The organism is Burkholderia sp. BKH01 (assembly GCF_025685725.1).
Classification (GTDB): Bacteria; Pseudomonadota; Gammaproteobacteria; order Burkholderiales; family Burkholderiaceae; genus Burkholderia; species Burkholderia pyrrocinia_C.
In genome coordinates this window covers 19,617-41,995 of record NZ_JAOTQT010000011.1, presented here as the reverse complement: position 1 = coordinate 41,995, position 22,379 = coordinate 19,617, and the positions used below count along the sequence as shown (strand labels likewise).

Sequence of the window (22,379 nt, the reverse complement as noted above, 5' to 3'; positions counted from 1 at the left end):
GCAAGCGATGCGAATTTTTTGTAGGGGCCGATCGATTTAGGCGCCACGCTTGAGGTGCAACCGTTAAACTACGCGCCGCGCGGACGGGTTGCCCCGATCGGATGACTCGTCCCCCCAAGAATGCGTGCGCGGTGCTGTCCGAGCCGATCCCGGACCGCAGGCCGACCATGCTTTTTGAGACACAGGAGAGGATGTGAAGAGTTCTATTCAACGGAACATCGGCCCGTTTGCATTGATGCTGACGGGGCTGGGTTCGATTATCGGCTCGGGCTGGCTGTTCGGCGCCTGGAAGGCCGCGAAGATTGCCGGTCCGGCGGCGATCTGCGCATGGATCATCGGCGCGGTCGTGATTCTCGCAATTGCATTGACGTATGCCGAACTGGGCGCGATGTTCCCCGAGTCGGGCGGCATGGTGCGCTACGCGCGCTACTCGCACGGTTCGCTGGTGGGCTTCATCAGCGCATGGGCCAACTGGATCGCGATCGTCTCGGTGATCCCGATCGAGGCCGAAGCGTCGATCCAGTACATGAGCACGTGGCCGTATCCGTGGGCGCACGCGCTGTTCGTGAACGGCGAGTTGACGACTCCCGGCCTGCTGTTGTCGGCCGTGCTGGTCGTCATCTACTTCATGCTGAACTACTGGGGTGTGAAGGCCTTCGCGCGTGCGAATACCGCGATCACGATCTTCAAGTTCCTGATCCCTGGCCTGACGATTCTCGGCCTGATGCTGACGAGCTTCCACTCGGAAAACCTCGGCACCGCAACCAACGCAAGCTTTGCGCCGTACGGCTGGTCGGCGGTGCTGACCGCGGTTGCGACGAGCGGCATCGTGTTTGCGTTCAACGGCTTCCAGAGCCCCGTGAACCTCGCGGGCGAAGCGCGCAATCCGTCGCGCAGCGTGCCGTTCGCGGTGATCACGTCGATCCTGATCGCACTCGTGATCTATGTGCTGCTGCAGGTCGCGTACATCGGCGCGGTGAATCCGACCGACATCGCGGCGGGCTGGTCGCACTTCAACTTCAAGTCGCCGTTCGCCGAACTTGCGATCGCGCTGAACCTGAACTGGCTCGCGATCATGCTGTACGTCGACGCGTTCGTCAGCCCGAGCGGCACCGGCACGACCTACATGGCGACGACGACGCGGATGATCTACGCGATGGAGCGCAACAACACGATGCCGAAGATGTTCGGCAACGTGCACCCGCTCTACGGCGTGCCGCGTCAGGCGATGTGGTTCAACCTGCTGGTCTCGTTCATCTTCCTGTTCTTCTTCCGCGGCTGGAGTTCGCTCGCGGCGGTGATTTCGGTCGCGACGGTGATTTCGTACCTGACCGGTCCGATCAGCCTGATGGCGCTGCGCCGTTCGGCGACCGACATCGAACGGCCGTTGTCGATCCCGGGCATGAAGCTGATTGCACCGTTCGCGTTCGTCTGCGCGTCGCTGATCCTGTACTGGGCGAAGTGGCCGCTGACCGGCGAAATCATCCTGCTGATGATCGTCGCGCTGCCGGTGTACTTCTTCTTCCAGGCGAAGTCGGGCTGGACCGGCTGGGGTGAAGACCTGAAGGCCGCATGGTGGCTGGTCGCGTACCTGCCGACGATGGCCGTGCTGTCGCTGATCGGCAGCAAGGAGTTCGGCGGCTACGGCGTCCTGCCGTACGGCTGGGACATGCTGATCGTCGCGGCAATCTCGCTGGTGTTCTACTTCTGGGGCGCGAAATCCGGCTACCGGACCAAATATCTCGACGAGCGCGAGTCGCACGACGAGATCCTCGAAGGCGTCGGCGCCTGACGCCTGACCTGCCGCCGGATTCGGCGGCGGCAGGAAGCAGCGAAAAAAGCCCGCCCGAGCATCGCTCGGGCGGGCTTTTTGTTGGTTGCCGCCGGTAGTCTCGCGGAATTCAGGCGGCCGCGCTCGCGAACACGTAGTTCGTCATCGCGAGCACGCGCTGGTAGGTGCCGAGCGACTGGATGCCGAGCTGGTAATCATCGTCCGCCGCGCCGAGTGCGGTGAACACCGGCAGCAGATGTTCGTCGGTCGGGTGCATCAGCGCCGCGTGAGGCGCCTGCCGGCGGTAGTCGAGCAGCGCGTCGACGTCGCGCGCGGCGAGCTTCGCCTCGAACCAGTCGGTGAATTCCGCGACACGCGGGTCCGCATCCTCGGGCGCCGCGCTGAAATCGGCCGCACGCAGGTTGTGCGTGATCTGGCCCGAGCCGATCACCATCACGCCTTCGTCGCGCAGCGGCCGCAGCGCGCGGCCGAGCGCGAAGTGATGGGCGGCATCCGCGCGCGGCTGGATCGACAATTGCGCGACGGGCACGTCGGCCTCCGGGAACATCAGCAGCATCGGCACCCACGCGCCGTGGTCGAGCCCGTGCTCGGTCGTCGCGGTCGCGATGCCGGCCGCGTTCAGCAGCGCGGCCGCGCGCTCGGCGACGTCGGGGGCGCCGGGTGCCGGATAGCGGATCTCGTACAGCGCGCGCGGAAAGCCGTAGAAGTCGTGGATCGTTTCCGGGTGCGCGGCGACGCTCGCGACCGGCTGTTGCGTGCCCCAGTGCGCGGACAGCATCAGCACCGCGCGCGGGCGCGGCAATTCGGCGCCGAGGTGCGTGAACGCACCGGACGGCAGCGTCGGGTCGATCGGCAGCGTCGGCGCGCCGTGAGACAGGTACAGCGAAGGCAAGCGGTTCATGGCGGTGGCCTGCAAAAGGGTTTGCCTGTGACTATAGGCGTGCACCGTGCATTGATAAATCCGCGTCGAGGAATTTGATTGATTCCTGTTTGTTGATAATCGTCGCGATGCAATGCGCTCTGGTGTGGGTAGGCGTCAGTACGCGTGAAATCGAATGAATTGCCGATTGAATCAGCGAAGATGCACGAGGAAGCGGGGCGGCGATCGGCTTACTGCGCGTGCCGGATGCCGGCCCACGGCGTCGTCAGCGGTGCGCTGAGCGCGAACAAGTCGAGCACGCGGGCGACGGTCTGGTCGACGAGTTCCTCGATCGTCTTCGGCATCGCGTAGAACGCGGGCAACGGCGGAAAGACGATGCCGCCCATTTCGGTGACGGCGGTCATGTTGCGCAGATGCGCGAGGTTGAACGGCGTTTCGCGCACCATCAGCACGAGCCGGCGGCGTTCCTTCAGCGTGACGTCGGCCGCGCGCGTGATCAGGTTGTCGGACAGCCCGTGCGCGACGCTTGCGAGCGTCTTCATCGAGCATGGCGCGATCACCATCCCATCGGTCGCGAACGAGCCCGATGCGATCGTCGCACCGACGTCGCGCACCGAGTGCACGACGTCCGCCCGGCTTTCGACATCGGCCTTCGGCAGCTTCAGTTCATGCTGGATGTTGAGCCAGCCGGCGTTCGAAATCAGCAGGTGCGTTTCGACGCCGCCGGCGGCGCGCAGCAGATCGAGCAGCCGCACGCCGTAGATGGCGCCGGTTGCGCCGGTGATCGCGACGATCAGCCGGCGTGGCGGCGCGCTGGGAGATGCCATCGAAAGGGGAGCGGGTGGGGCGCGGGTCGGGCGTGTTAAGCGGCGGCGAACAGTTGCTGCAGCTCGCCCGACTGGTACATCTCCATCATGATGTCCGAGCCGCCGACGAATTCGCCCTTCACGTAGAGCTGCGGAATGGTGGGCCAGTTCGAGAATTCCTTGATGCCCTGGCGGATTTCGTCGTCCTCGAGCACGTTGACCGTCTTGAACTGGTCGACGCCGCAGGCCTTCAGCACCTGCACGGCGCGGCCCGAGAAGCCGCACATCGGGAATTGCGCGTTCCCCTTCATGAAGAGCACGACCTGGTTTTCGTCGACGATTTGCTTGATACGTTGTTGGGTGTCCATGACTGACCTTGCGTTTGCGGGGCGTTAGATCGAAATGATAGCGGATTTCAACCGGACGGGCCGGGCATCAGCCCGGCAGGCGGCCGCCGGTCGTGCGTTCGATCGCAGCCAGATCGGCGAGCGATTCGACCGCGACGAAGCCGTGCGACAACAGCACCGCGCGGACGGCTTCGGCCTGGTCGTAGCCGTGCTCGATCCATAGCGTGCCGCCCGGTTTCAGGTAGGCGCCGGCGCCCGCGACGATCGTGCGGATTGCGCTGAGGCCGTCGGCGTCGTCGGTAAGCGCACCGCGCGGCTCGAAACGCAGGTCGCCCTGCGCGAGATGCGGATCGTGTTGCGCGATGTACGGCGGGTTGCTGACGATCGTGTCGAATGCGAGCGCCGGATCGAGCACCGCGTACCAGTCGCTCTGCAACCAGTGCAGCGGGCCGCCGGGGCGGTGCGCGTCGAGCAGCTTGCCGGCGTTGCGTTGCGCGACCGAGAGCGCGGCCGGCGAACGATCGAGCGCCCACACGCGTGCATCGGGACGCTCGGCGGCGATCGACACGGCGATCGCGCCGCTGCCGGTGCCGAGATCGAGCACGGCCGGATGCGGCAGCCCGTCGATCGCATCGAGCGCGGCTTCGACAAGCAGTTCTGTTTCGGGGCGCGGGATCAGCACGTCGGGCGTCACGTCGAACGGCCGGCCGAAGAATTCGCGCATCCCGACGAGCTGCGCGACCGGCTCGCCGGCCATGCGGCGCGCTTCGAGCGCGCGATAGCGTTCGACCGCGGCAGCGTCGAGCGGTGCGTCGCCGCGCGTGATCAGTTGCGTGCGGGTCCAGCCGAGCGCGTGCGCGAGCAGCACGCGCGCATCGACCGCGTCGAGCGGCGACGCGCGCAGCAGTTCGTCGGCGGTAGTGTCGGGCATCGCGGCCTCAGTCGGCGTCGCCGAGCGACGCGAGCAGTTCGGCCTGGTGCTCGCTGACGAGCACGCCGATCAGTTCGTCGAGATCGCCGTCCATGATTGCCTCGAGCCGGTACAGCGTCAGGTTGATCCGGTGATCGGTCATCCGGCCCTGCGGGAAGTTGTACGTGCGGATCCGTTCCGAGCGGTCGCCGGAGCCGATCAGGCTCTTGCGCGTCGCGGCTTCCTTCGCGTGCTGCTCGTGATACTGCTTGTCCTTGATGCGCGCGGCGAGCACCTTCAGCGCGCGATCCTTGTTCTTGTGCTGCGAACGGTCGTCCTGGCACTCGACGACGATCCCGGTCGGGATGTGCGTGACGCGCACCGCCGAATCGGTCTTGTTGATGTGCTGGCCGCCCGCGCCGGACGCACGGAACGTGTCGATCCGCAGGTCGGCCGGATTGATCTCGATCTCGCCGATCTCGTCGGCTTCCGGCATCACCGCGACCGTGCACGCGGACGTATGGATGCGCCCCTGCGTCTCGGTCGCCGGCACGCGCTGCACCCGATGGCCGCCCGATTCGAACTTCAGGCGCGAATACGCGCCCTGGCCCGCGATCCGCACGATCACTTCCTTGAAGCCGCCGAGATCCGACGCGCTCTCCGACATCATTTCTACCTGCCAGCGATGGCGTTCCGCGAAGCGCAGGTACATGCGCAGCAGGTCGCCCGCGAACAGCGCCGATTCGTCGCCGCCCGTGCCCGCGCGGATTTCGAGGAAGATGTTGCGATCGTCGTTCGGATCCTTCGGCAGCAGCATTTTCTGCAGCTCGACCTCGAGGCGGGTCATGCTCTCGCGCGCGCTGCGGATCTCGTCCTCGGCGAAATCGCGCATCGACGGATCGGCGAGCAGCTCCTGCGCGGCCGTTTCGTCGCTGCGCGACTGGCGCCACAGCGCGTACTGCTCGACGACCGGGCCGAGTTCCGCATGTTCGCGCGTCAGTTTGCGGTACTGGTCGAGATCGGCCGTGACGTTCTCGCGGCTCAGCAGGTCGTTCAGTTCGGCCAGCCGTGTGGACAGCTGGTCGAGCTTGCGTTGCATGCTCGTCTTCATGGTGTGGAGCGGCGCTCCCGGGCAAGGGTATTCGGAAAGGATAGGCCGGCTCGCGGCCGGCGGCAGGGCGACCGACCGGCGCTAGTGGCCGGACTGGTCGTTCGAGCGCGGCGCGTGCTGGTAGAAGCCGCGCATCAGGTCGATCAGCGAATCGCGATCGGCGCCGTTCACGCGGTTGAGCGCGCTCGTCGGGCCGTGGATCAGCTTGTTGGTCAGCGCCTGCGACAGCGCTTCGAGCACGGCGGCCGGATCGTCGCCGCGCGCGAGCAGCTTCTGCGCCTTGTCGACTTCGGCACGGCGCAGCGCGTCGGCCTGCGTATGCATGTGACGGATCACCGGCACGACGCTGCGCGTGTCGAGCCATTGCATGAAATTCTGCACGCGCGTCTCGATGATCGCTTCAGCCTGCGCGACCGCCGCCTGGCGCGATGCGTTGCCTTCGCGCACGATCGCGCCGAGATCGTCGACGGTGTAGAGGAACACGTCCTTCAGCTTGCCGACTTCGGGCTCGATGTCGCGCGGCACCGCGAGGTCGACCATGAAGATCGGCCGGTGGCGGCGCGCCTTCACCGCGCGCTCGACTGCGCCGAGGCCGATGATCGGCAGCGTCGACGCCGTGCACGACACGATGATGTCGAATTCCTGCATGCGGGCCGGCAGGTCCGACAGCGGCATTGCGCGGCCGTTGAAGCGTTCGGCGAGCCGCTGGCCGCGTTCGGCCGTACGGTTCGCGACGACGAGTTCGCGCGGGCCTTGCGCGGCGAAGTGCGTCGCGCACAGCTCGATCATCTCGCCGGCGCCGATGAACAGCACGCGCTGATCCGACACCTTTTCGAAGATCCGCTGTGCGAGGCGAACCGCGGCGGCGGCCATCGACACCGACTGCGTGCCGATCTCGGTCGTGCCGCGTACTTCCTTCGCCACCGCGAACGTGCGCTGGAACAGCTGGTTCAGATAGGTGCCGAGCGCGCCGGCTTCCGTCGCGGTGCGTACGGCGTCCTTCATCTGACCCAGAATCTGCGTTTCGCCAAGCACCATCGAATCGAGGCCGGATGCCACGCGGAACGCGTGACGGACCGCTTCCGACTGCGGCAGCGCATACACGTGCGGCGCGAGTTCGTCGACCGGAATCCGGTGATACTCCGACAGCCAGCGGACCGCGCCTTCACGTGCCGCGCGATCGTCGGTCGCGCAATACAGTTCGGTGCGGTTGCAGGTGGAGAGGATCGCCGCTTCGGGCGTATTGGGCGCCTGGGGCCCGAGAAGCACGTTCTTGAACGTGACGAGAGCCGGCTTGATCTGCTCGAGCGGAAACGCCACGCGTTCGCGCAGGGCGACAGGCGCAGTGTGGTGATTGATTCCGATCGTGAGGAGTTGCATATCGAGGGCTATCGTTTAGCCTCATATTATAGCGTTTCGGCGATTTCCTCACTCGCCGCATACCGGGCATCGGCGTGGCGTGGCCGGGAATTCGGGGGCTCGATCGGCACGCGGTCGAGCTGATAGCCGTAGCCGTAGAGCGGCAGCAGGCGGTAGCCATGCTCCGGAAGCAGTTGCAACTTGCTGCGCAGCCGGGACGCGTGCGTATCGAGCGTGCGCGACTTCATGTCGCGGCGGCGCGCCCACACCGTCTCGAGGATATGGGCACGCGACACGGGCCGCGACAGGTTCGCGAACAGCAACTGCGCGAAGCGGAACTCCTTGGGCGTGAGTGAAACGATTGCGTCGCCGAAGCGCACAAGGCAGTGCGTGGCGTCGAAAGCGTATTCGCCATACATTTCGCGCGAGCGGGTCGGCGGCCGGCGCACGCCGGCGCGCCGGCTCAGCGCGTTGACGCGCGCGAGCAGCTCGGGCCCGCTCACGGGGCGCACGAGGCAATCGTCGGCGCCCGCGTGCAGGCACGATACGATTTCGCTTTCGCGCGGCAACTGCATCACGGCGATGGCCGGCAGCCCGGGCAGGATCGCTTGCGCGCGCGGTATGACTTCCTCGGCTGGCTGGTCGCCGGCCCAGTTGCCGGTGATCAGCATGTCGCAGGTGTCGGTGGCGAGCCATTGGAAGAACGCCGTGCTGGACGAAAACGCGTGGCACACATGACCGCCCGCAAAGAGCAGGCGGTTCAGGAGTGCGGCATGACGCGCCTCCGGATCGATCAGAGCGATTCGCATGAGAGTTTCTTCAATACGGCAGCCGGTGCGCGCTTGCCATAACGTCGAGTCGGCCCCTACACTCGAATGTTCGCGGCGCCCGGCTGGTCTCGGGTTCGATGGATGAATCGATGCTAGCCGCTGGCAACGTTCACGCCTATGGGACGAATCTGAATTTATAGAAGGCGTCGAATGAACTGGTTTGGAATCCTTGTCCTGGGAGCGGCCGTCGGGCTGTTCGGCCGATGGCTGCATCCGATGCGGCGCACGGGCCGGCCGGCGTGGTGGATCGCGGTGCTCGTCGGCATCGTGGGCGCGGCCGCTGCCCGCATGGCCGGCAATCTCTCGGGACTGTTTTACGATGGCGAGACGCTCGAATGGCCGGTCTGCACCGGCGTCGCGTTCCTTGCCGTAGCCGTGACGGTCGCGCTGTCGGCTCGTCGCTGAATGCTCTCAGGTGAAATCATGAATGCCCGTCTTCCCGAAGTCTCGTCGGTGCCGGCCCGTCTCGCGCTGCTGCGCGGCGCCATGGCCCGCGAGGATCTGGCCGCCTATCTCGTGCCGTCCGCCGATCCCCATCTGTCCGAATACCTGCCCGAGCGCTGGCAGGCCCGCCGCTGGCTGTCCGGCTTCACCGGCTCGGTCGGCACGCTGGTCGTGACCGCGGATTTCGCGGGGCTGTGGGTCGACAGCCGCTACTGGGTGCAGGCTGACGCCGAACTGGCCGGCACGGGCGTGCAGTTGATGAAGATGACGGGCGGGCAGCAAAGCGCGCCGCACGTCGACTGGCTCGCGCAGAACGTGGCGGCGGGCGCGACGGTCGGCGTCGACGGCGCCGTGCTCGGCGTCGCGGCCGCGCGCGGGCTGACGGCCGCGCTGAGCGCGCGCGGCATCGCGCTGCGCACCGATCTCGATCTGCTCGACGCGATCTGGCCCGAGCGGCCGGGGCTGCCCGGCGACGCGGTGTTCGAGCACGCGGCGCCGCAGGCCGATACGACGCGCGCGAGCAAGCTGGCCGAAGTGCGCCGCGCGATGCACGCGCAGGGCGCGCAGTGGCATTTCGTGTCGACGCTCGACGATCTGGCCTGGCTGTTCAACCTGCGCGGCGCCGACGTCAACTTCAATCCCGTGTTCGTTGCACACGCAATGATCGGCGCCGATCGCGCGACGCTGTTCGTCGCCGACGGCAAGGTGCCGACGGCGCTGGCCGCATCGCTCGCGCAGGACGGCATCGACGTCCGTGCATACGATGCCGCGCGCGCATCGCTCGCGGCGCTGCCCGACGGCGCTACGCTGCTGATCGACCCGCGCCGCGTGACGTTCGGCACGCTCGAGGCCGTGCCGGCCGGCGTGAAGCTCGTCGAGGCCGTGAATCCGTCGACGTTCGCGAAGTCGCGCAAGACGTCCGCCGAGATCGAGCACGTGCGCGTGACGATGGAGCACGACGGCGCCGCGCTCGCGGAATTCTTCGCCTGGTTCGAGCAGGCCGTGAATCGCGAGACGATCACCGAGCTGACGATCGAGGAGAAACTCACGGCCGCGCGCGCACGGCGCCCCGGTTATGTGTCGCCGAGCTTCGCGACGATCGCCGGCTTCAACGCGAACGGCGCGATGCCGCATTACCACGCAACGCCCGAGTCGCACGCGACGATCGCCGGCGACGGCCTGCTGTTGATCGATTCGGGCGGCCAGTACGTGACGGGCACGACCGACATCACGCGCGTCGTGCCGATCGGCACCGTCAGCGACCTGCAGCGGCGCGATTTCACGATCGTACTGAAATCGATGATGGCGCTGTCGCGCGCACGCTTCCCGCGCGGCATCCGCTCGCCGATGCTCGACGCGATCGCGCGTGCGCCGATGTGGGCGGCCGGGCTCGACTACGGCCACGGCACGGGGCATGGCGTCGGCTATTTCCTGAACGTGCACGAGGGCCCGCAGGTCATCTCGCACTACGCGCCGGCCGAGCCGTACACGGCGATGGAAGAGGGGATGATCACGTCGATCGAGCCGGGTGTGTACCGGCCCGGCCAGTGGGGCATCCGGATCGAGAACCTGGTCGTGAACCGCGCGGCCGGGAAGACCGAGTTCGGCGATTTCCTCGCGTTCGAGACGCTGACGCTGTGCCCGATCGACACGCGCTGCGTGCTGATCGGGATGCTGCACGACGAAGAGCGCGCGTGGCTGAACACGTACCACGCGACGGTGCGCGAGCGCGTCGGCCGGCACCTGAGCGGTGATGCGAAGGCGTGGCTCGACGCGCGCACGCAGCCGATCTGACGCGACGGGCGATTCCGGCCGGGCGGCGGCCGAACCACAGCAGCGAGGGCGACAAATGGCGGACACAGCAGTGATCGTGGTCGACATGCAGCGCGGGCTGGTGCAGCGGGCGCAGCCCGCGTACCGGCTCGACGATGTGGTGTCTGGCATCAACCGGTTGACGGTGGCGGCACGCGCGGCGAACGCGCCCGTGTGCTTCGTGCAGCACGACGGCGATGCGGACGACGACGTCGTGCCCGGCACGCCGGGCTGGGAGCTGCATGCGGGGCTGGTCGTCGGGAGTGACGACTGGCGCGTGCGCAAGCAGATGAGCGACTCGTTCCACGACACGCCGCTCGCGGCGCAGCTCGACCGCCACGGCATCCGTTCGGTGCTGATCTGCGGCTATGCGACCGAGTTCTGCGTCGATTCGGCCGCGCGCCGTGCGGCGCTGCTCGGCTACCGGACGACCGTCGTGTCCGACTTGCACACGACGAACGAGCGCGCGCACCTGTCGGCCGCGCAGATCGTCGCGCATCACCACTTCATCTGGGCAAACAATTCGCTGTCGGGCAACGCGGTCACGCCGCGCCCGCTCGCCGACGTGCTCGGCGCGGAGTTCGCATGACGATCAAGGCCGTGGTGTTCGATTTCGGCGGCGTGCTGATCGACTGGAGCCCCGATTACCTTTACCGGCAACTGATTCCCGACGAGGCCGAGCGTCGCTGGTTCCTCACGCATGTCTGCGCGATGGACTGGGTGATTCGCCAGGACGGCGGGCAGACGATCGAGGAAGGCACGGCCGAGCTCGTCGCGAAGTTTCCGGAGCACGACGCGCTGATCCGCGCGTTCTATGCGCGCTGGCACGAGATGATCGGCGGCGTGCTCGACGAAGGCGCCGCGCTCGTCGACCGGCTCGACGCGCAGGGGATGCCGCTGTTCGGGCTGACGAACTGGTCCGCGCAGACGTTTCCATACGCGTGGGACAACTTCCCGGTCCTGCGGCGGTTCAGGGACATCGTCGTGTCGGGCCGCGTGAAGCTCGTGAAACCCGATCCGGCGATCTACCGCGAGATGCATGCGCGGATCGAACCGCACCTGCCGGGCATCGCGCCGCACGAGCTCGTATTCATCGACGACAACGCGAAGAACGCCGCGGCCGCGACGGCGCTCGGCTGGCACGGCATTCATCACACGAACGCGGCGGCGACCGAGGCGCGGCTGCGCGAGCTGGGCGCGCTCGCGTAGGCGGCGGGCGAGCGATCGTCAGATGAAAAAAGCGGGCTGCGGGCCCGCTTTTTCGTTTTGCCGATCCGGAAGGAAGCGGCCACCTACGGCATCCGGCCCCGCGTTGCCGCGGTGCCGGGCGCCCGGGCCGCGCCGTTCAGCGGCTGATCGGCTTGTAGCGCAGTCGGTGCGGCTTCGCGGCTTCCTCGCCGAGGCGCGCGCGCTTGTCGGCTTCGTACTCCTGGTAGTTGCCGTCGAAGAACGTGACTTGCGAATCGCCTTCGAACGCGAGGATGTGCGTCGCGATCCGGTCGAGGAACCAGCGATCGTGCGAGATCACCATCACCGAGCCCGCGAATTCGAGCAGCGCGTCTTCCAGCGCGCGCAGCGTTTCGACGTCGAGGTCGTTCGACGGTTCGTCGAGCAGCAGCACGTTGCCGCCCGAGATCAGCGTCTTCGCGAGGTGCAGGCGGCCGCGTTCGCCGCCGGACAGGTTGCCGACGATCTTCTGTTGATCGCCGCCCTTGAAGTTGAAGCGGCCGATGTACGCGCGCGACGGCGTCTCGTACTTGCCGACCGTCAGCACGTCGGCGCCGCCCGAGATTTCCTCGAACACCGTCTTCGAGCCGTCGAGCGCATCGCGGCTCTGGTCGACGTACGCGAGCTTCACCGTCGGGCCCATCACGACCTCGCCCGAATCCGGCTGCTCCTTGCCCGTCAGCATCCGGAACAGCGTCGACTTGCCGGCGCCGTTCGGGCCGATGATGCCGACGATCGCGCCGGCCGGGATCTTCAGGTTCAGGTTGTCGATCAGCAGGCGGTCGCCGAACGCCTTGCTGACGTTCTTGAACTCGATCACTTCATTGCCGAGGCGGTCGCCGACCGGAATGAAGATTTCCTGCGTTTCGTTGCGCTTCTGGTATTCCTGGCTGTTCAGCTCCTCGAAGCGCGCGATACGCGCCTTCGACTTCGCCTGGCGGCCCTTCGGGTTCTGGCGCACCCACTCCAGTTCCTTCTTGATCGCCTTCTGGCGTGCCGACTCCGACGCTTCTTCCTGCTTCAGGCGCTCTTCCTTCTGGTCGAGCCAGCTGCTGTAGTTGCCCTTCCACGGAATGCCGTGGCCGCGGTCGAGTTCGAGAATCCACTCGGCCGCGTTGTCGAGGAAGTAGCGATCGTGCGTGACGGCGACGACGGTGCCCGGGAAGCGCACCAGGAACTGTTCGAGCCAGTCGACCGATTCGGCGTCGAGGTGGTTGGTCGGTTCGTCGAGCAGCAGCATGTCGGGTTTTTCGAGCAGCAGCTTGCACAGTGCGACGCGGCGCTTTTCGCCGCCCGACAGGTGCTCGATCTTCGCGTCCCACGCCGGCAGGCGCAGCGCGTCGGCGGCCACTTCGAGCTGCTGCTCGGGGCTGCCGCCGTCGCTCGACGCGAGGATCGCCTCGTACTTCGCCTGTTCGGCCGCGAGCGCGTCGAAGTCGGCGTCCGGCTCGGCATATGCCGCGTAGATTTCTTCAAGCTTCTTGTTGGCCTGGAACAGGTCGCCGAGGCCTTCCTCGACGGCTTCGCGCACCGTCTTCGTCGGGTCGAGCTGCGGTTCCTGCGGCAGGTAGCCGATGTTCAGGTTCGGCATCGGCGTCGCTTCGCCTTCGATGTCCTTGTCGACGCCTGCCATGATGCGGATCAGCGTCGACTTGCCCGAGCCGTTCAGGCCGAGCACGCCGATCTTCGCGCCGGGAAAGAACGACAGCGAGATGTCCTTCAGGATCTGGCGCTTGGGCGGCACGATCTTGCCGACCCGGTTCATCGTGAAAACGTATTGGGCCATTTGGGTGTGAAAGTCAGAAGTTGAGACGGCCGCGCAGCGCGCTGGCATGGCGGCGTCGGGTGATTCGGTACGGAGCGTGCCGCGCAAGGCGCGGCGTCGTCGCCGTGTGGCGGCGGCGCGAGCGGCTATTGTACTTCGCCGCCGGGTGTCGCTGGCACGACGCAGGCATTCGGGCGCGCGCCGTTCACAGCCATGCGGCGACGCCGCCATGCCCCGAGCACGTGCCGCGCCGATGGCGGCTGAAGCTGTACGTGCCGTCGCGGCAGCGCGCGCTCGCGCCGTCGGGCACGCGGCCCGATTTCGAATGTGCGGGCGCATGCACGGTTTCGCCGTCGCGGTTGCGATACGTGTCGTGACGGTCGAGATCGGCTTCGTTGCCGTAGCCGGGCGGTGCGCGGTACGCATGCGCGGAAGGAGGCAGGGCGGCGCACGCAACGAGGAGCGCGATCGACAGCGTCGCGACGTGCGTCGCGCGGCGGAGCAGGGCAGTCATGGTCTCTCTCGGTCTGTTGTTATCGATGTCAGGTCGATGGCCCGCGCCGCATGTTAGCCGATCGGCCAGGGGAGGGCGCCGGCGCCTCGCGGTGAAGCGACGTCAAGCCGCGCCGGACATCGACGCCGCGCCGTCGGCCTGCGCGGCGTCGAGAATCCACCGGCGGAACGCGGCGACCTTCGGCCGTTCCGCGTGATGCGGCGGATAGACGAGGTAATACGCGAAATCGTCGAGCCACGCGACGTCGGCGAGCTGCACGAGCCGGCCGCTTTCGAGCTCGCCGCGCACCATCGCGGCCGGCAGCAGCCCCGCGCCCTGGCCGGCGACGATCGCCTGCAGCAACAGGCCCGAGTCGTCGAACGCGGGGCCGCGCGGCGGGCCGAAATCGTCGATACGCTGCGCGCCGAACCAGATGTGCCAGCCCTTGCGCTCGGCGTCGTGCAGGTGCGGCCAGCCGACGAGATCGGCCGGCGTCGCCGGCATGCCGAGCCGCGCGACGAGTTCGGGCGACGCGAGCGCGACGATTTCCACCGTCAGCAGGCGCTCGCTGCACAGCCCGATGTAGCGCCCGAGGCCGTGACGAATCGCGACGTCGACGCCGTCGCGCGAGAAATCCGCGAGTGCATGGCTCGTGACGATCTGCAGGTCGACGTCCGGGCACGCGTGCCGGAACTGCGCGAGGCGCGGCACGAGCCACGCGGACGCGAAGAACGGCGTGACGCTCACCGTCAGCACGCCGCTGTCGGCGGCGCCCGACACGCGCCGCGACGCATCGGCTATCTGCCGGAACGCGTTGCGCACCGGCGGCAGGTAGTCGCGGCCGGCGGCCGTCAGCAGGATGCCGCGGTTGACGCGCTCGAACAGCTGCACGCCGAGATGCGTCTCGAGCGTGCGGATCATCTGGCTCACCGCGCCGGGCGTGACCGACAGCTCCTCGGCCGCCGACTTCACCGACAGGTGGCGGGCGGCCGCTTCGAATGCACGCAGCGCGTTGAGTGGCGGCAGACGGGAACGATTCATTCAGTTTTTCTAAAGCGAAAGGCCGACGAAATATCGTTTGAGACGACGCGTACGCGCGAGTACCGTTGTCGCATCGGATCGCATTCTTCAGGGCTGCCTCGCGGCGGCCGATGCGATCAACATAGTTCAACTATATCCATGAGGCAATCCGGACGCCGCGCGGCCTTCGGAGGGACCTGAGAGGAGCATTGTCATGAACCGTCCAGGCGCGTCGCGCCTTTTCTACGGCTGGTACGTGGTCGCGGCCGCGTTCGCCGTCACGTTCGTCGGGTTCGGCAGCGCGTATACGTTCAGCGCGTTCGTCGAGTCGCTGCAGCGCGATTTCGCCGCATCGCGCGGGCAGATATCGCTCGTGTTCTCGCTCGCCGGCTTCCTGTATTTCGGCTTCGGCATCGTCAGCGGGCCGCTTGCCGATCGCTTCGGCTCGCGGCGGCTCGCCGTCGCCGGGATGCTGCTGACTGGTGCCGGGCTCGCATCCGCCGGCGCCGCGCACACGCTGCTGCAGGTCTATGTCGCGTACGGGCTCGGTGTCGGTCTCGGCGTCGGCTGCGCGTACGTGCCGGCTGTCGGGGCCGTGCAGCGCTGGTTCGTGCGGCGGCGCGGCTTCGCGTCGGGGCTCGCGGTCGCGGGGATCGGCGTCGGCACGCTCGTGATGCCGCCGCTCGCGTCCGCGCTGATCGCGCATGTCGGCTGGCGCGGTGCTTATTTCACGCTGGCAGTGCTCGCGGTGGTCCTGGGGGCAGGCATGTCGCTGCTGATCGAGAACGATCCGCGCGGCCGCGGGTTGTTGCCGGATGGCGATGCGGCCGGCGACGGCGGCCGGAATACCCGTGCATCCGTAGCCGGCAAGGCTGCCACGTCCGTGCACGCCGGCGCTACGGTGCGCGAGGCCGTCACGTCGCGGCCGTTCGCGAGCCTCTACGCCGCCTGTCTCGTATGCTCGTTCGGCGTATTCGTCCCGTTCGTCCATCTCATGCCGTACTCGCTCGATCACGGCATCGCGCCGTCGACGGCCGTGCTGCTGCTCGGTGCGATCGGCGTCGGCAGCACGGCCGGCCGCTTTTTCCTCGGCGGCCTTGCCGACCGCTTCGGCCGCCGCGCATCGCTGCTCGCGATGTTCGCGGGCATGGCCGTCGCGCTCGTTGCGTGGGCGGGCGCCGGCACCGTTGCGACGCTTGCCGCGTTCGCACTCGTGTTCGGCGTGTTCTACGGCGGCTGGGTCGCCGTGCTGCCGGCGGTCGTGATGGACTATTTCGGCGGCCGCAACGTGAGCGCGATCATCGGCATCCTGTACACGAGCGTCGCGTTCGGCACGCTGATCGGGCCGGCCGCCGCCGGCTTCATCTACGACGCGGGGGGCGGCTATCTCGTGCCGATCCTCGCGAGCGCCGTCGCGAATGCGATCGCGTTCGCCATCGTCGCGACCACCGGACGCGCGCCGGTGGCCGCGCGAGCGACCGGCGGATAGGCGCACGTCGCTGGGCACGCCGCGCGATTTCCGATAGGGTGGCCGGACCGTCAACCGTCGACCAACGGTCGGGGAGGCATCGTGACATTCGACGAAGTCCGGCAGATCGCGCTGGCGTGGCGCGGCGTCGAGGAAGGCACGTCGTACGGCACGCCAGCGCTCAAGGTGAAGGGCAAGCTGCTCGCGCGGCTGCGCGAGGACGGCGACACGCTCGTCGTCAAGGGCGTCGGCTCCGACGAGCGCGCGTGGCTGATCGAATCGGAACCCGACGTGTATTACGTGACCGATCACTACGCGGGCTGGCCGATCGTGCTGGTGCGCCTGTCGGCCGCGCATCCCGACGCCGTGAAAAACCTGCTTCTGCGAGAATGGCACGCGATCGTGCCGGCCAAATGGCGGGACGAAGCCGCGCGCGGCGGGAGCTGAGCGTCCGGCGCGCGACGCTGCCGGATTCCCTTTGACGGAAGCGCCCTGACGGGGCGCGAGCCGGCGCCGACCGGACCAGGCGTTACATCGGTTCGCATCGATGCAACAAGTGGTCCCATCGAAATTATTCAATTGGTTCTTAGTGAAGAACCGTTTGATGCTTACACTCCTTCGCTTCGAAGGCGGCTGACGAAAGCCGACGGAACGGGCGCACGCGATGCGCCGGCGCCTCGTGCGCCGCATCGCCCACGCAGCTTCGCAGACTGCGCGGCGTACCGACCCGAACGGCCCCATCCGGCCCCATGCGCGCGTGCGATGCGTGCGCGGTCGCAGCCGGATTCAAGAACGACAACTCCCCGCGCCGCCTTTACGCGACACCCGGTCGTATCGGAACCGTTTTTTGGAGAGAGACAGATGAGTGGAAGCAACACAGGCCTCGGCACGGGCCTGAAGCAGCGTCACGTGACGATGATGTCGATTGCCGGCGTCATCGGCGCCGGTTTGTTCGTCGGCTCCGGCCACGCGATCGCGGAAGCCGGTCCGGCGTCGATACTCGCGTATGCGATCGCGGGTGTGCTGGTCGTCCTGGTGATGCGCATGCTCGGCGAGATGGCCGTCGCGCATCCGGACAGCGGCTCGTTCTCGACCTATGCCGATCGCGCGATCGGCCACTGGGCCGGCTTCTCGATCGGCTGGCTGTACTGGTGGTTCTGGGTGCTCGTGATCCCGATCGAGGCAACGGCTGCGGCAACCATCCTCAATGCATGGTTCCCGGGCATCGCGACCTGGATCTTCGCGCTCGGCATCACGCTGCTGCTCACCGTCACCAACCTCTTTTCCGTCAAGAACTACGGCGAATTCGAATTCTGGTTCGCGCTGATCAAGGTCGTCGCAATCGTCGTGTTCCTGTGCATCGGCGGCGCGGCAATCGTCGGGATCATACCGGCGCCGGCCGTATCGGGCGTGTCGAACCTGTTCGCGCATCAGGGCTTCATGCCGAACGGCGCCGGTGCGGTGCTGGCGGCGATGCTGACGACGATGTTCTCGTTCCTCGGCACCGAGATCGTGACGATCGCGGCCGCCGAATCGGACAACCCGCAGCGCCAGATCGTGCGTGCGACCAACTCGGTGATCTGGCGCATCACGCTGTTCTATCTCGGCTCGATTCTCGTCGTCGCGGCCATCGTGCCGTGGAACGACCCGCTGCTGCCGAAGCACGGCTCGTATCAGCGCGCGATGGAGCTGATCGGCATCCCGAACGCGAAGGCGATCATCGACGTGATCGTGCTCGTGTCGGTCGCGAGCTGCCTGAATTCGGCGCTGTACACGGCGTCGCGGATGCTGTTCTCGCTGTCGAAGCGCAAGGACGCGCCTGCGTTCCTGCATCGCACCGATTCGACCGGCACGCCGCGTGCGGCCGTGCTCGCGTCGACGGCATTCGGCTTCGTGACCGTGATCGCGAACTACCTGATGCCGGAGCAGGTGTTCGGCTTCCTGCTCGCGACGTCGGGCGCGATCGCGCTGCTCGTGTATCTCGTGATCGCGATCTCGCAGCTGCGGATGCGCAAGACGCTCGAATCGAGCGGCGCTGACCTGACGCTGCGGATGTGGATGTTCCCGTGGCTTACGTGGGCCGTGATCCTGTTCATCTGCGGCACGCTGACCGTGATGTTCGTCAGCGAGGATCACCGGATGGAAGTCGGTGCGACGGCCGTGCTGGCGTTGATCGTGCTGTTTGCGTCGTGGCTGAACAAGCGCGGCCGCGATGCGCAGGCGAGCGCGGGGCAGCGGGTGTCGGCGACGTGAGGCAGTGATGTGACGGCATGGCGGCGGGCCGCCTGTCGTGAAAGTGGCCCGATCGGCGTTAGCCGGTCGGGCCATTTGTTTTGTGGGGGTAAGCGGATGCACTTGCTCGTGGCAACGCAGGGCGTTCTGCAATAGGGCGCGGCATTGACATTTTGAGTCACAGAAATCGAACTCGTCTGAATTCATCGACGACGGCAACTTCATACATTGATCACTTCGACAACCGAAGTGAATGATGAAATCGACGCGCGATTAGCGCGTCGTGCCGGGAGGGTGGCAGATGGCGAATGAGAACATGCGGTTGAGTGAAGCGGGTTGGGCCGAGCTGCGTCTGCGGGAAAGCGCGGTCATGGCGTACTACAACGATCAGGCGAACAACTGTACCTATGGCGTCGGGACGCTCGCTCATACCGGGCCGTGCACCCCGGAAGAACTGCGGAGGCCGGTTACGCCGTCGCAAGTGAATGCGCAACTCGCGGTCCGTGTCGGCCGGGCGGAGGCCGCCGTGCGACGACATGTCCCGACTCGGCAATTGACGCGGTTGCAATTCGACGAACTCGTCAGCTATTCCTACAATGCCGGCAACACTGGCGCACTGGCCGCGCTCCGTTCCGCGAATCAGAGCAACGACACTGGCGTGGTGTCGCACATGAATCAGCGTGTCTGGATTCATCCGCGAGACGCGAATGGGCGCCGCTTGGCACCTGTTCGTTCGACCGGCCTTGTTAACCGGCGTCGGCTCGAATCGGCGCCGTTCCAGCCACAGCAGGGGGCGCAGTGAGAAGGGCCATGATCGGGTTGTTCGTGCTGGCGTCGGTGAGTGCGTTTGCTGGCCAGACGCCGGCCGATGAGATAGCGGCGCGCAGCGGTTTGCCGGCGAGCGAGGTCAACGCACGGCTCAGCGACTGCGATTCGAATCAGACAAGCATGAATTTCTGTGCGTGGCGCGATCAACTCGTCGCCGAGCAAGAATTGCAGCAGGTTGTCGACAAGCAAGTGAATGAACGGCCACAGCGCAAGAAGGCGCTCGACGCACGGATCGCAAAGTGGAAGAAGGCGCGCGACACATCATGCGAAAAATCGGCGCGCAACGCATGGGGCGATGGTTCGATGCGTCCTGCGGCACAGGCGATCTGCGCGACGGCGGCTACGAAGGAAATGACGAAAAGATTGTCGACGAGCGCATCCCGCAAACCTTCATGAGTTGCTCCGGAATAAAGAAAGGCCCGCTGCTCGCGGGCCATTTCGGGCTACTCTGACACTGCACGAAACAGCGTCGTTCGACGCGTCAGACGTTGAACAGGAAGTTCATCACGTCGCCATCGTGCACGACATATTCCTTCCCTTCCGCGCGCATCTTGCCGGCTTCCTTCGCGCCCTGTTCGCCCTTGTACGTGATGAAATCGTCGAACGCGATCGTCTGCGCGCGGATGAAGCCACGCTCGAAGTCGGTGTGGATCACGCCGGCCGCCTGCGGCGCCGTGTCGCCGGTATGGATCGTCCACGCGCGCACTTCCTTCACGCCCGCGGTGAAGTAAGTCTGCAGGCCGAGCAGCTTGAAGCCCGCGCGGATCACGCGGTCGAGGCCCGGCTCTTCCATGCCCATGTCGGTGAGGAATGCTTCCTTGTCGGCATCGTCGAGATCGGCGATTTCCGCCTCGATCGCCGCGCACACGGCGACCACCGGCGCATTCTCGCTCTCCGCGTACTTGCGCACCGCATCGAGGTGCGGATTGTTCTCGAAGCCGTCGTCCTTCACGTTGGCCACATACATCGCCGGCTTCGCGGTGATCAGGCAGAACGGCCTGAGCAGCGCCTCTTCGTCGTCCGACAGCGCAAGGCCGCGCACGGCCTTGCCCTGGTCGAGCTGCGCGCGCACCTTGTCGAGCACCGCGACGAGCTTGGCCGCTTCCTTGTCGTTGCCCGACTTCGCAGCCTTCGAATAACGCGTGAGCGCCTTCTCGACGGTGCCGAGGTCGGCGAGCGCGAGTTCGGTATTGATCACCTCGATGTCGTCGATCGGGCTGACCTTGCCGGCGACGTGAATGACGTTCTCGTCCTCGAAGCAACGCACGACGTGCGTGATCGCATCGGTTTCGCGGATGTTCGCGAGGAACTGGTTGCCGAGCCCTTCACCCTTGCTCGCGCCCGCGACGAGGCCGGCGATGTCGACGAATTCGACGACGGCCGGCACGACGCGCTCGGGCTTGACGATCTCGGAGAGCGCCTTCAGGCGCGTATCGGGCACTTCGACGATGCCGACGTTCGGCTCGATCGTGCAGAACGGGTAGTTCTCGGCGGCGATGCCGGCCTTGGTCAGCGCATTGAACAGGGTGGACTTGCCGACGTTGGGCAAGCCGACGATGCCGCATTTGAGGCTCATGGAATCCTTCGAACGGGTAAAGCGGCGCGGCCGGACAAGGCACGGCGGCGCGGGAAAAAGGGCGGCCGGCGCTTGGGGCGCGTCGAGCCGACGGTCAAAGGCGCTATTGTACCGTGCCGACGCCCCGGTTTCCGGGCTTGCGCCGATCGGCCGATGCGGTGGGCCGCCGCGCGGGATCGTCCACCTGCGATTCTGCTGATTTCCCGCAAAGTCCGGCCGCGTAAGGGTTTGGCCCCACGGCTATAATGCCCGCCATGACTGCCCACCACTCCTTCGACGTCGCCGTGGTCGGCGGCGGGCTCGTCGGCAAGACTGCCGCGCTCGCGCTGACCCAGTCCGGCTACAAGACCGCCTTGCTTGCCCAGCCGGCCACGCCGCGCCCCGCCGATCTCGCGTTCGACACGCGCGTCTACGCGCTGTCGTCCAGCTCGCAGGCCTTGCTCGAGCGGCTGCGGGTCTGGCAGGCGCTCGACCACGGCCGGCTCGCGCCTGTTTACGACATGCGCGTGTACGGCGATGCGCATGCCGAACTGCATTTCTCCGCGTACCAGGCCTCCGTGCCGCAGCTCGCGTGGATCGCCGAATCGTCGCTGGTCGAGACGTCGCTCGATGCCGCGCTGCGGTTCCAGCCGAACCTCACGTGGTTCGATGCACGCGCGCAGGGCTTCGACGTGCGCGACGATGCAGCCGTGCTCACGCTGTCGTCGGGGCAGGTGCTCGAAGCCGACCTCGTCGTCGGCGCGGACGGCGCGCATTCGTGGGTACGGTCCCAAATGGGGGCCAAAGTCGAACGGCGCGACTACCGGCAGACGGGCGTCGTCGCGAACTTCAAGGCGTCACTGCCGCACCGCGAGACGGCCTATCAGTGGTTCCACGAAGGCGAGATCGTCGCGCTGCTGCCGTTGCCGGACGGCCACGTGTCGCTCGTGTGGTCCGCGCACACCGCGCATGCGGACGAACTGCTCGCACTCGATCCGGCGCAGCTCGCGGCCGAGGTCGAGCGCGTGTCGCACGGCCAGGTCGGTACGCTCGAATGCGTGACGCCGGCCGCCGGCTTCCCGCTGGCGCTGCAGACGGTCGACAAGCTGATCGCACCGCGCGTCGCGCTCGTCGGCGATGCCGCGCACCTGATCCACCCGCTCGCGGGGCAGGGGATGAACCTCGGGCTGCGCGACGTCGCGGCGCTCGCCGACGCGATCGCGGGCAAGGAAAGCTTCCGCAACCTCGGCGATACGGTGCTGTTGCGCCGCTACGAGCGTTCGCGCCGCGAGGACATCCGCGCGCTGATGGTCGCGACCGACGGCCTGCAGCGGCTGTTCGCGGTGCCGGGCCCGCTCGCGAAGGCCGTACGCAATGCGGGCATGGCATTCGTCGGCGCGCAGCCGCTCGTGAAGCGCTGGCTCGTGTCGGCCGCGCTGGGCTGATCGAACCTTCGGCTGCATTGCCGGTCGGACTCGGTTCCGTTACGGCGTACACTGT

22 protein-coding genes are annotated in these 22,379 nt (G+C 66.9%); 11 read left to right on the top strand and 11 right to left on the bottom strand.

What is annotated here, in order from left to right:
- The first annotated feature begins 193 nt into the window (after nucleotides 1-193).
- Nucleotides 194-1,792 carry an APC family permease gene (locus OEJ37_RS17900; RefSeq protein ID WP_174417289.1) on the top strand — a complete coding sequence of 533 codons (1,599 nt, stop codon included), beginning with the start codon at nucleotides 194-196 and terminating at the stop codon, nucleotides 1,790-1,792.
- Between the two features lie 109 nt (nucleotides 1,793-1,901).
- On the opposite strand, the gene OEJ37_RS17895 is transcribed toward OEJ37_RS17900, so the two are convergent.
- The 7 genes from OEJ37_RS17895 to OEJ37_RS17865 all read right to left on the bottom strand — a co-directional run bounded on the left by OEJ37_RS17895 (nucleotide 1,902) and on the right by OEJ37_RS17865 (nucleotide 8,014).
- Nucleotides 1,902-2,693, bottom strand: a complete 792-nt coding sequence (locus tag OEJ37_RS17895; RefSeq protein WP_175921025.1) for a DODA-type extradiol aromatic ring-opening family dioxygenase — start codon at nucleotides 2,691-2,693, stop codon at nucleotides 1,902-1,904.
- A gap of 209 nt (nucleotides 2,694-2,902) precedes the next feature.
- Complete coding sequence (locus tag OEJ37_RS17890; RefSeq protein WP_111015412.1) at nucleotides 2,903-3,499, bottom strand: UbiX family flavin prenyltransferase; 597 nt, start codon at nucleotides 3,497-3,499, stop codon at nucleotides 2,903-2,905.
- A gap of 35 nt (nucleotides 3,500-3,534) precedes the next feature.
- The gene (grxD, locus tag OEJ37_RS17885; RefSeq protein WP_006753626.1) at nucleotides 3,535-3,846 is read right to left on the bottom strand and encodes a Grx4 family monothiol glutaredoxin; all 312 of its coding nucleotides are present in this window, start codon (nucleotides 3,844-3,846) and stop codon (nucleotides 3,535-3,537) included.
- A 67-nt stretch (nucleotides 3,847-3,913) separates the two neighbouring features.
- Complete coding sequence (gene prmC, locus OEJ37_RS17880) at nucleotides 3,914-4,756, bottom strand: peptide chain release factor N(5)-glutamine methyltransferase (protein ID WP_175921027.1); 843 nt, start codon at nucleotides 4,754-4,756, stop codon at nucleotides 3,914-3,916.
- A gap of 7 nt (nucleotides 4,757-4,763) precedes the next feature.
- Nucleotides 4,764-5,846, bottom strand: a complete 1,083-nt coding sequence (prfA, locus tag OEJ37_RS17875; protein ID WP_174417285.1) for a peptide chain release factor 1 — start codon at nucleotides 5,844-5,846, stop codon at nucleotides 4,764-4,766.
- Nucleotides 5,847-5,927: 81 nt separating this feature from the next.
- Nucleotides 5,928-7,226, bottom strand: a complete 1,299-nt coding sequence (gene hemA, locus OEJ37_RS17870) for a glutamyl-tRNA reductase (RefSeq protein WP_152862712.1) — start codon at nucleotides 7,224-7,226, stop codon at nucleotides 5,928-5,930.
- 26 nt (nucleotides 7,227-7,252) lie between these two features.
- Entirely contained in the window at nucleotides 7,253-8,014 is a 762-nt protein-coding gene (locus OEJ37_RS17865) for a response regulator transcription factor (RefSeq protein ID WP_174417284.1), read from the bottom strand.
- Between the two features lie 171 nt (nucleotides 8,015-8,185).
- Here OEJ37_RS17865 and OEJ37_RS17860 point away from each other — a divergent pair, with 171 nt between their 5' ends.
- The 4 genes from OEJ37_RS17860 to OEJ37_RS17845 are packed head-to-tail and all read left to right on the top strand — an operon-like array spanning nucleotide 8,186 to nucleotide 11,500.
- Complete coding sequence (locus OEJ37_RS17860) at nucleotides 8,186-8,440, top strand: hypothetical protein (protein WP_034183709.1); 255 nt, start codon at nucleotides 8,186-8,188, stop codon at nucleotides 8,438-8,440.
- Between the two features lie 18 nt (nucleotides 8,441-8,458).
- On the top strand, nucleotides 8,459-10,273 hold the full coding sequence (locus OEJ37_RS17855) for an aminopeptidase P family protein (RefSeq protein WP_175921030.1): 1,815 nt from the start codon (nucleotides 8,459-8,461) through the stop codon (nucleotides 10,271-10,273).
- A gap of 55 nt (nucleotides 10,274-10,328) precedes the next feature.
- Nucleotides 10,329-10,880, top strand: a complete 552-nt coding sequence (locus OEJ37_RS17850) for a cysteine hydrolase family protein (protein WP_263345013.1) — start codon at nucleotides 10,329-10,331, stop codon at nucleotides 10,878-10,880.
- A complete protein-coding gene (locus OEJ37_RS17845) occupies nucleotides 10,877-11,500 on the top strand; it encodes an HAD family hydrolase (protein WP_174417281.1) in 624 nt (207 codons plus the stop codon). Before OEJ37_RS17850 ends, OEJ37_RS17845 begins: the two co-directional genes overlap by 4 nt.
- 136 nt (nucleotides 11,501-11,636) lie before the next feature.
- Here OEJ37_RS17845 and ettA read toward each other — a convergent pair whose 3' ends face one another.
- From ettA to gcvA, 3 genes are all read right to left on the bottom strand, one after another.
- The gene (gene ettA, locus OEJ37_RS17840; RefSeq protein ID WP_072443022.1) at nucleotides 11,637-13,304 is read right to left on the bottom strand and encodes an energy-dependent translational throttle protein EttA; all 1,668 of its coding nucleotides are present in this window, start codon (nucleotides 13,302-13,304) and stop codon (nucleotides 11,637-11,639) included.
- A gap of 184 nt (nucleotides 13,305-13,488) precedes the next feature.
- Nucleotides 13,489-13,797: a DUF3761 domain-containing protein gene (locus OEJ37_RS17835; protein WP_175948169.1), complete on the bottom strand. Its 309-nt coding sequence runs from the start codon at nucleotides 13,795-13,797 to the stop codon at nucleotides 13,489-13,491.
- 102 nt (nucleotides 13,798-13,899) lie between these two features.
- Nucleotides 13,900-14,817: a transcriptional regulator GcvA gene (gene gcvA / locus OEJ37_RS17830; protein ID WP_263345012.1), complete on the bottom strand. Its 918-nt coding sequence runs from the start codon at nucleotides 14,815-14,817 to the stop codon at nucleotides 13,900-13,902.
- A gap of 193 nt (nucleotides 14,818-15,010) precedes the next feature.
- Between gcvA and OEJ37_RS17825 the strand changes: the two genes are divergently transcribed.
- The 5 genes from OEJ37_RS17825 (at nucleotide 15,011) to OEJ37_RS17805 (ending at nucleotide 19,720) form a co-directional block, all read left to right on the top strand.
- Nucleotides 15,011-16,285, top strand: coding sequence for an MFS transporter (locus OEJ37_RS17825; protein ID WP_263345011.1), 1,275 nt, complete (start codon nucleotides 15,011-15,013; stop codon nucleotides 16,283-16,285).
- 81 nt (nucleotides 16,286-16,366) lie between these two features.
- The gene (locus OEJ37_RS17820) at nucleotides 16,367-16,711 is read left to right on the top strand and encodes an MmcQ/YjbR family DNA-binding protein (RefSeq protein WP_263345010.1); all 345 of its coding nucleotides are present in this window, start codon (nucleotides 16,367-16,369) and stop codon (nucleotides 16,709-16,711) included.
- Between the two features lie 414 nt (nucleotides 16,712-17,125).
- Nucleotides 17,126-18,517 (top strand): GABA permease, encoded by a 1,392-nt coding sequence (gene gabP / locus OEJ37_RS17815; protein ID WP_174417276.1) that lies wholly within the window; start codon nucleotides 17,126-17,128, stop codon nucleotides 18,515-18,517.
- A gap of 280 nt (nucleotides 18,518-18,797) precedes the next feature.
- Nucleotides 18,798-19,298: a lysozyme gene (locus tag OEJ37_RS17810; protein ID WP_263345009.1), complete on the top strand. Its 501-nt coding sequence runs from the start codon at nucleotides 18,798-18,800 to the stop codon at nucleotides 19,296-19,298.
- An 8-nt stretch (nucleotides 19,299-19,306) separates the two neighbouring features.
- On the top strand, nucleotides 19,307-19,720 hold the full coding sequence (locus tag OEJ37_RS17805; protein WP_411859268.1) for a lysozyme inhibitor LprI family protein: 414 nt from the start codon (nucleotides 19,307-19,309) through the stop codon (nucleotides 19,718-19,720).
- An 85-nt stretch (nucleotides 19,721-19,805) separates the two neighbouring features.
- Here OEJ37_RS17805 and ychF read toward each other — a convergent pair whose 3' ends face one another.
- A complete protein-coding gene (gene ychF / locus OEJ37_RS17800) occupies nucleotides 19,806-20,900 on the bottom strand; it encodes a redox-regulated ATPase YchF (protein ID WP_263345008.1) in 1,095 nt (364 codons plus the stop codon).
- Nucleotides 20,901-21,145: 245 nt separating this feature from the next.
- On the opposite strand from ychF, the gene OEJ37_RS17795 reads away from it, so the two are divergent.
- On the top strand, nucleotides 21,146-22,324 hold the full coding sequence (locus OEJ37_RS17795; RefSeq protein ID WP_174417273.1) for a UbiH/UbiF family hydroxylase: 1,179 nt from the start codon (nucleotides 21,146-21,148) through the stop codon (nucleotides 22,322-22,324).
- The last annotated feature ends 55 nt before the right edge of the window (nucleotides 22,325-22,379 follow it).

What these genes read in the sequence shown, in the direction of transcription:
- OEJ37_RS17895 (WP_175921025.1), bottom strand. Translation starts at nt 2,693, where the DNA reads ATGAACCGCTTGCCTTCGCTGTACCTGTCTCACGGCGCGCCGACGCTG.
- OEJ37_RS17890 (WP_111015412.1), bottom strand. Translation starts at nt 3,499, where the DNA reads ATGGCATCTCCCAGCGCGCCGCCACGCCGGCTGATCGTCGCGATCACC.
- grxD (WP_006753626.1), bottom strand. Translation starts at nt 3,846, where the DNA reads ATGGACACCCAACAACGTATCAAGCAAATCGTCGACGAAAACCAGGTC.
- prmC (WP_175921027.1), bottom strand. Translation starts at nt 4,756, where the DNA reads ATGCCCGACACTACCGCCGACGAACTGCTGCGCGCGTCGCCGCTCGAC.
- prfA (WP_174417285.1), bottom strand. Translation starts at nt 5,846, where the DNA reads ATGAAGACGAGCATGCAACGCAAGCTCGACCAGCTGTCCACACGGCTG.
- hemA (WP_152862712.1), bottom strand. Translation starts at nt 7,226, where the DNA reads ATGCAACTCCTCACGATCGGAATCAATCACCACACTGCGCCTGTCGCC.
- OEJ37_RS17865 (WP_174417284.1), bottom strand. Translation starts at nt 8,014, where the DNA reads ATGCGAATCGCTCTGATCGATCCGGAGGCGCGTCATGCCGCACTCCTG.
- OEJ37_RS17860 (WP_034183709.1), top strand. Translation starts at nt 8,186, where the DNA reads ATGAACTGGTTTGGAATCCTTGTCCTGGGAGCGGCCGTCGGGCTGTTC.
- OEJ37_RS17855 (WP_175921030.1), top strand. Translation starts at nt 8,459, where the DNA reads ATGAATGCCCGTCTTCCCGAAGTCTCGTCGGTGCCGGCCCGTCTCGCG.
- OEJ37_RS17850 (WP_263345013.1), top strand. Translation starts at nt 10,329, where the DNA reads ATGGCGGACACAGCAGTGATCGTGGTCGACATGCAGCGCGGGCTGGTG.
- OEJ37_RS17845 (WP_174417281.1), top strand. Translation starts at nt 10,877, where the DNA reads ATGACGATCAAGGCCGTGGTGTTCGATTTCGGCGGCGTGCTGATCGAC.
- ettA (WP_072443022.1), bottom strand. Translation starts at nt 13,304, where the DNA reads ATGGCCCAATACGTTTTCACGATGAACCGGGTCGGCAAGATCGTGCCG.
- OEJ37_RS17835 (WP_175948169.1), bottom strand. Translation starts at nt 13,797, where the DNA reads ATGACTGCCCTGCTCCGCCGCGCGACGCACGTCGCGACGCTGTCGATC.
- gcvA (WP_263345012.1), bottom strand. Translation starts at nt 14,817, where the DNA reads ATGAATCGTTCCCGTCTGCCGCCACTCAACGCGCTGCGTGCATTCGAA.
- OEJ37_RS17825 (WP_263345011.1), top strand. Translation starts at nt 15,011, where the DNA reads ATGAACCGTCCAGGCGCGTCGCGCCTTTTCTACGGCTGGTACGTGGTC.
- gabP (WP_174417276.1), top strand. Translation starts at nt 17,126, where the DNA reads ATGAGTGGAAGCAACACAGGCCTCGGCACGGGCCTGAAGCAGCGTCAC.
- OEJ37_RS17810 (WP_263345009.1), top strand. Translation starts at nt 18,798, where the DNA reads ATGGCGAATGAGAACATGCGGTTGAGTGAAGCGGGTTGGGCCGAGCTG.
- OEJ37_RS17805 (WP_411859268.1), top strand. Translation starts at nt 19,307, where the DNA reads ATGATCGGGTTGTTCGTGCTGGCGTCGGTGAGTGCGTTTGCTGGCCAG.
- ychF (WP_263345008.1), bottom strand. Translation starts at nt 20,900, where the DNA reads ATGAGCCTCAAATGCGGCATCGTCGGCTTGCCCAACGTCGGCAAGTCC.
- OEJ37_RS17795 (WP_174417273.1), top strand. Translation starts at nt 21,146, where the DNA reads ATGCCCGCCATGACTGCCCACCACTCCTTCGACGTCGCCGTGGTCGGC.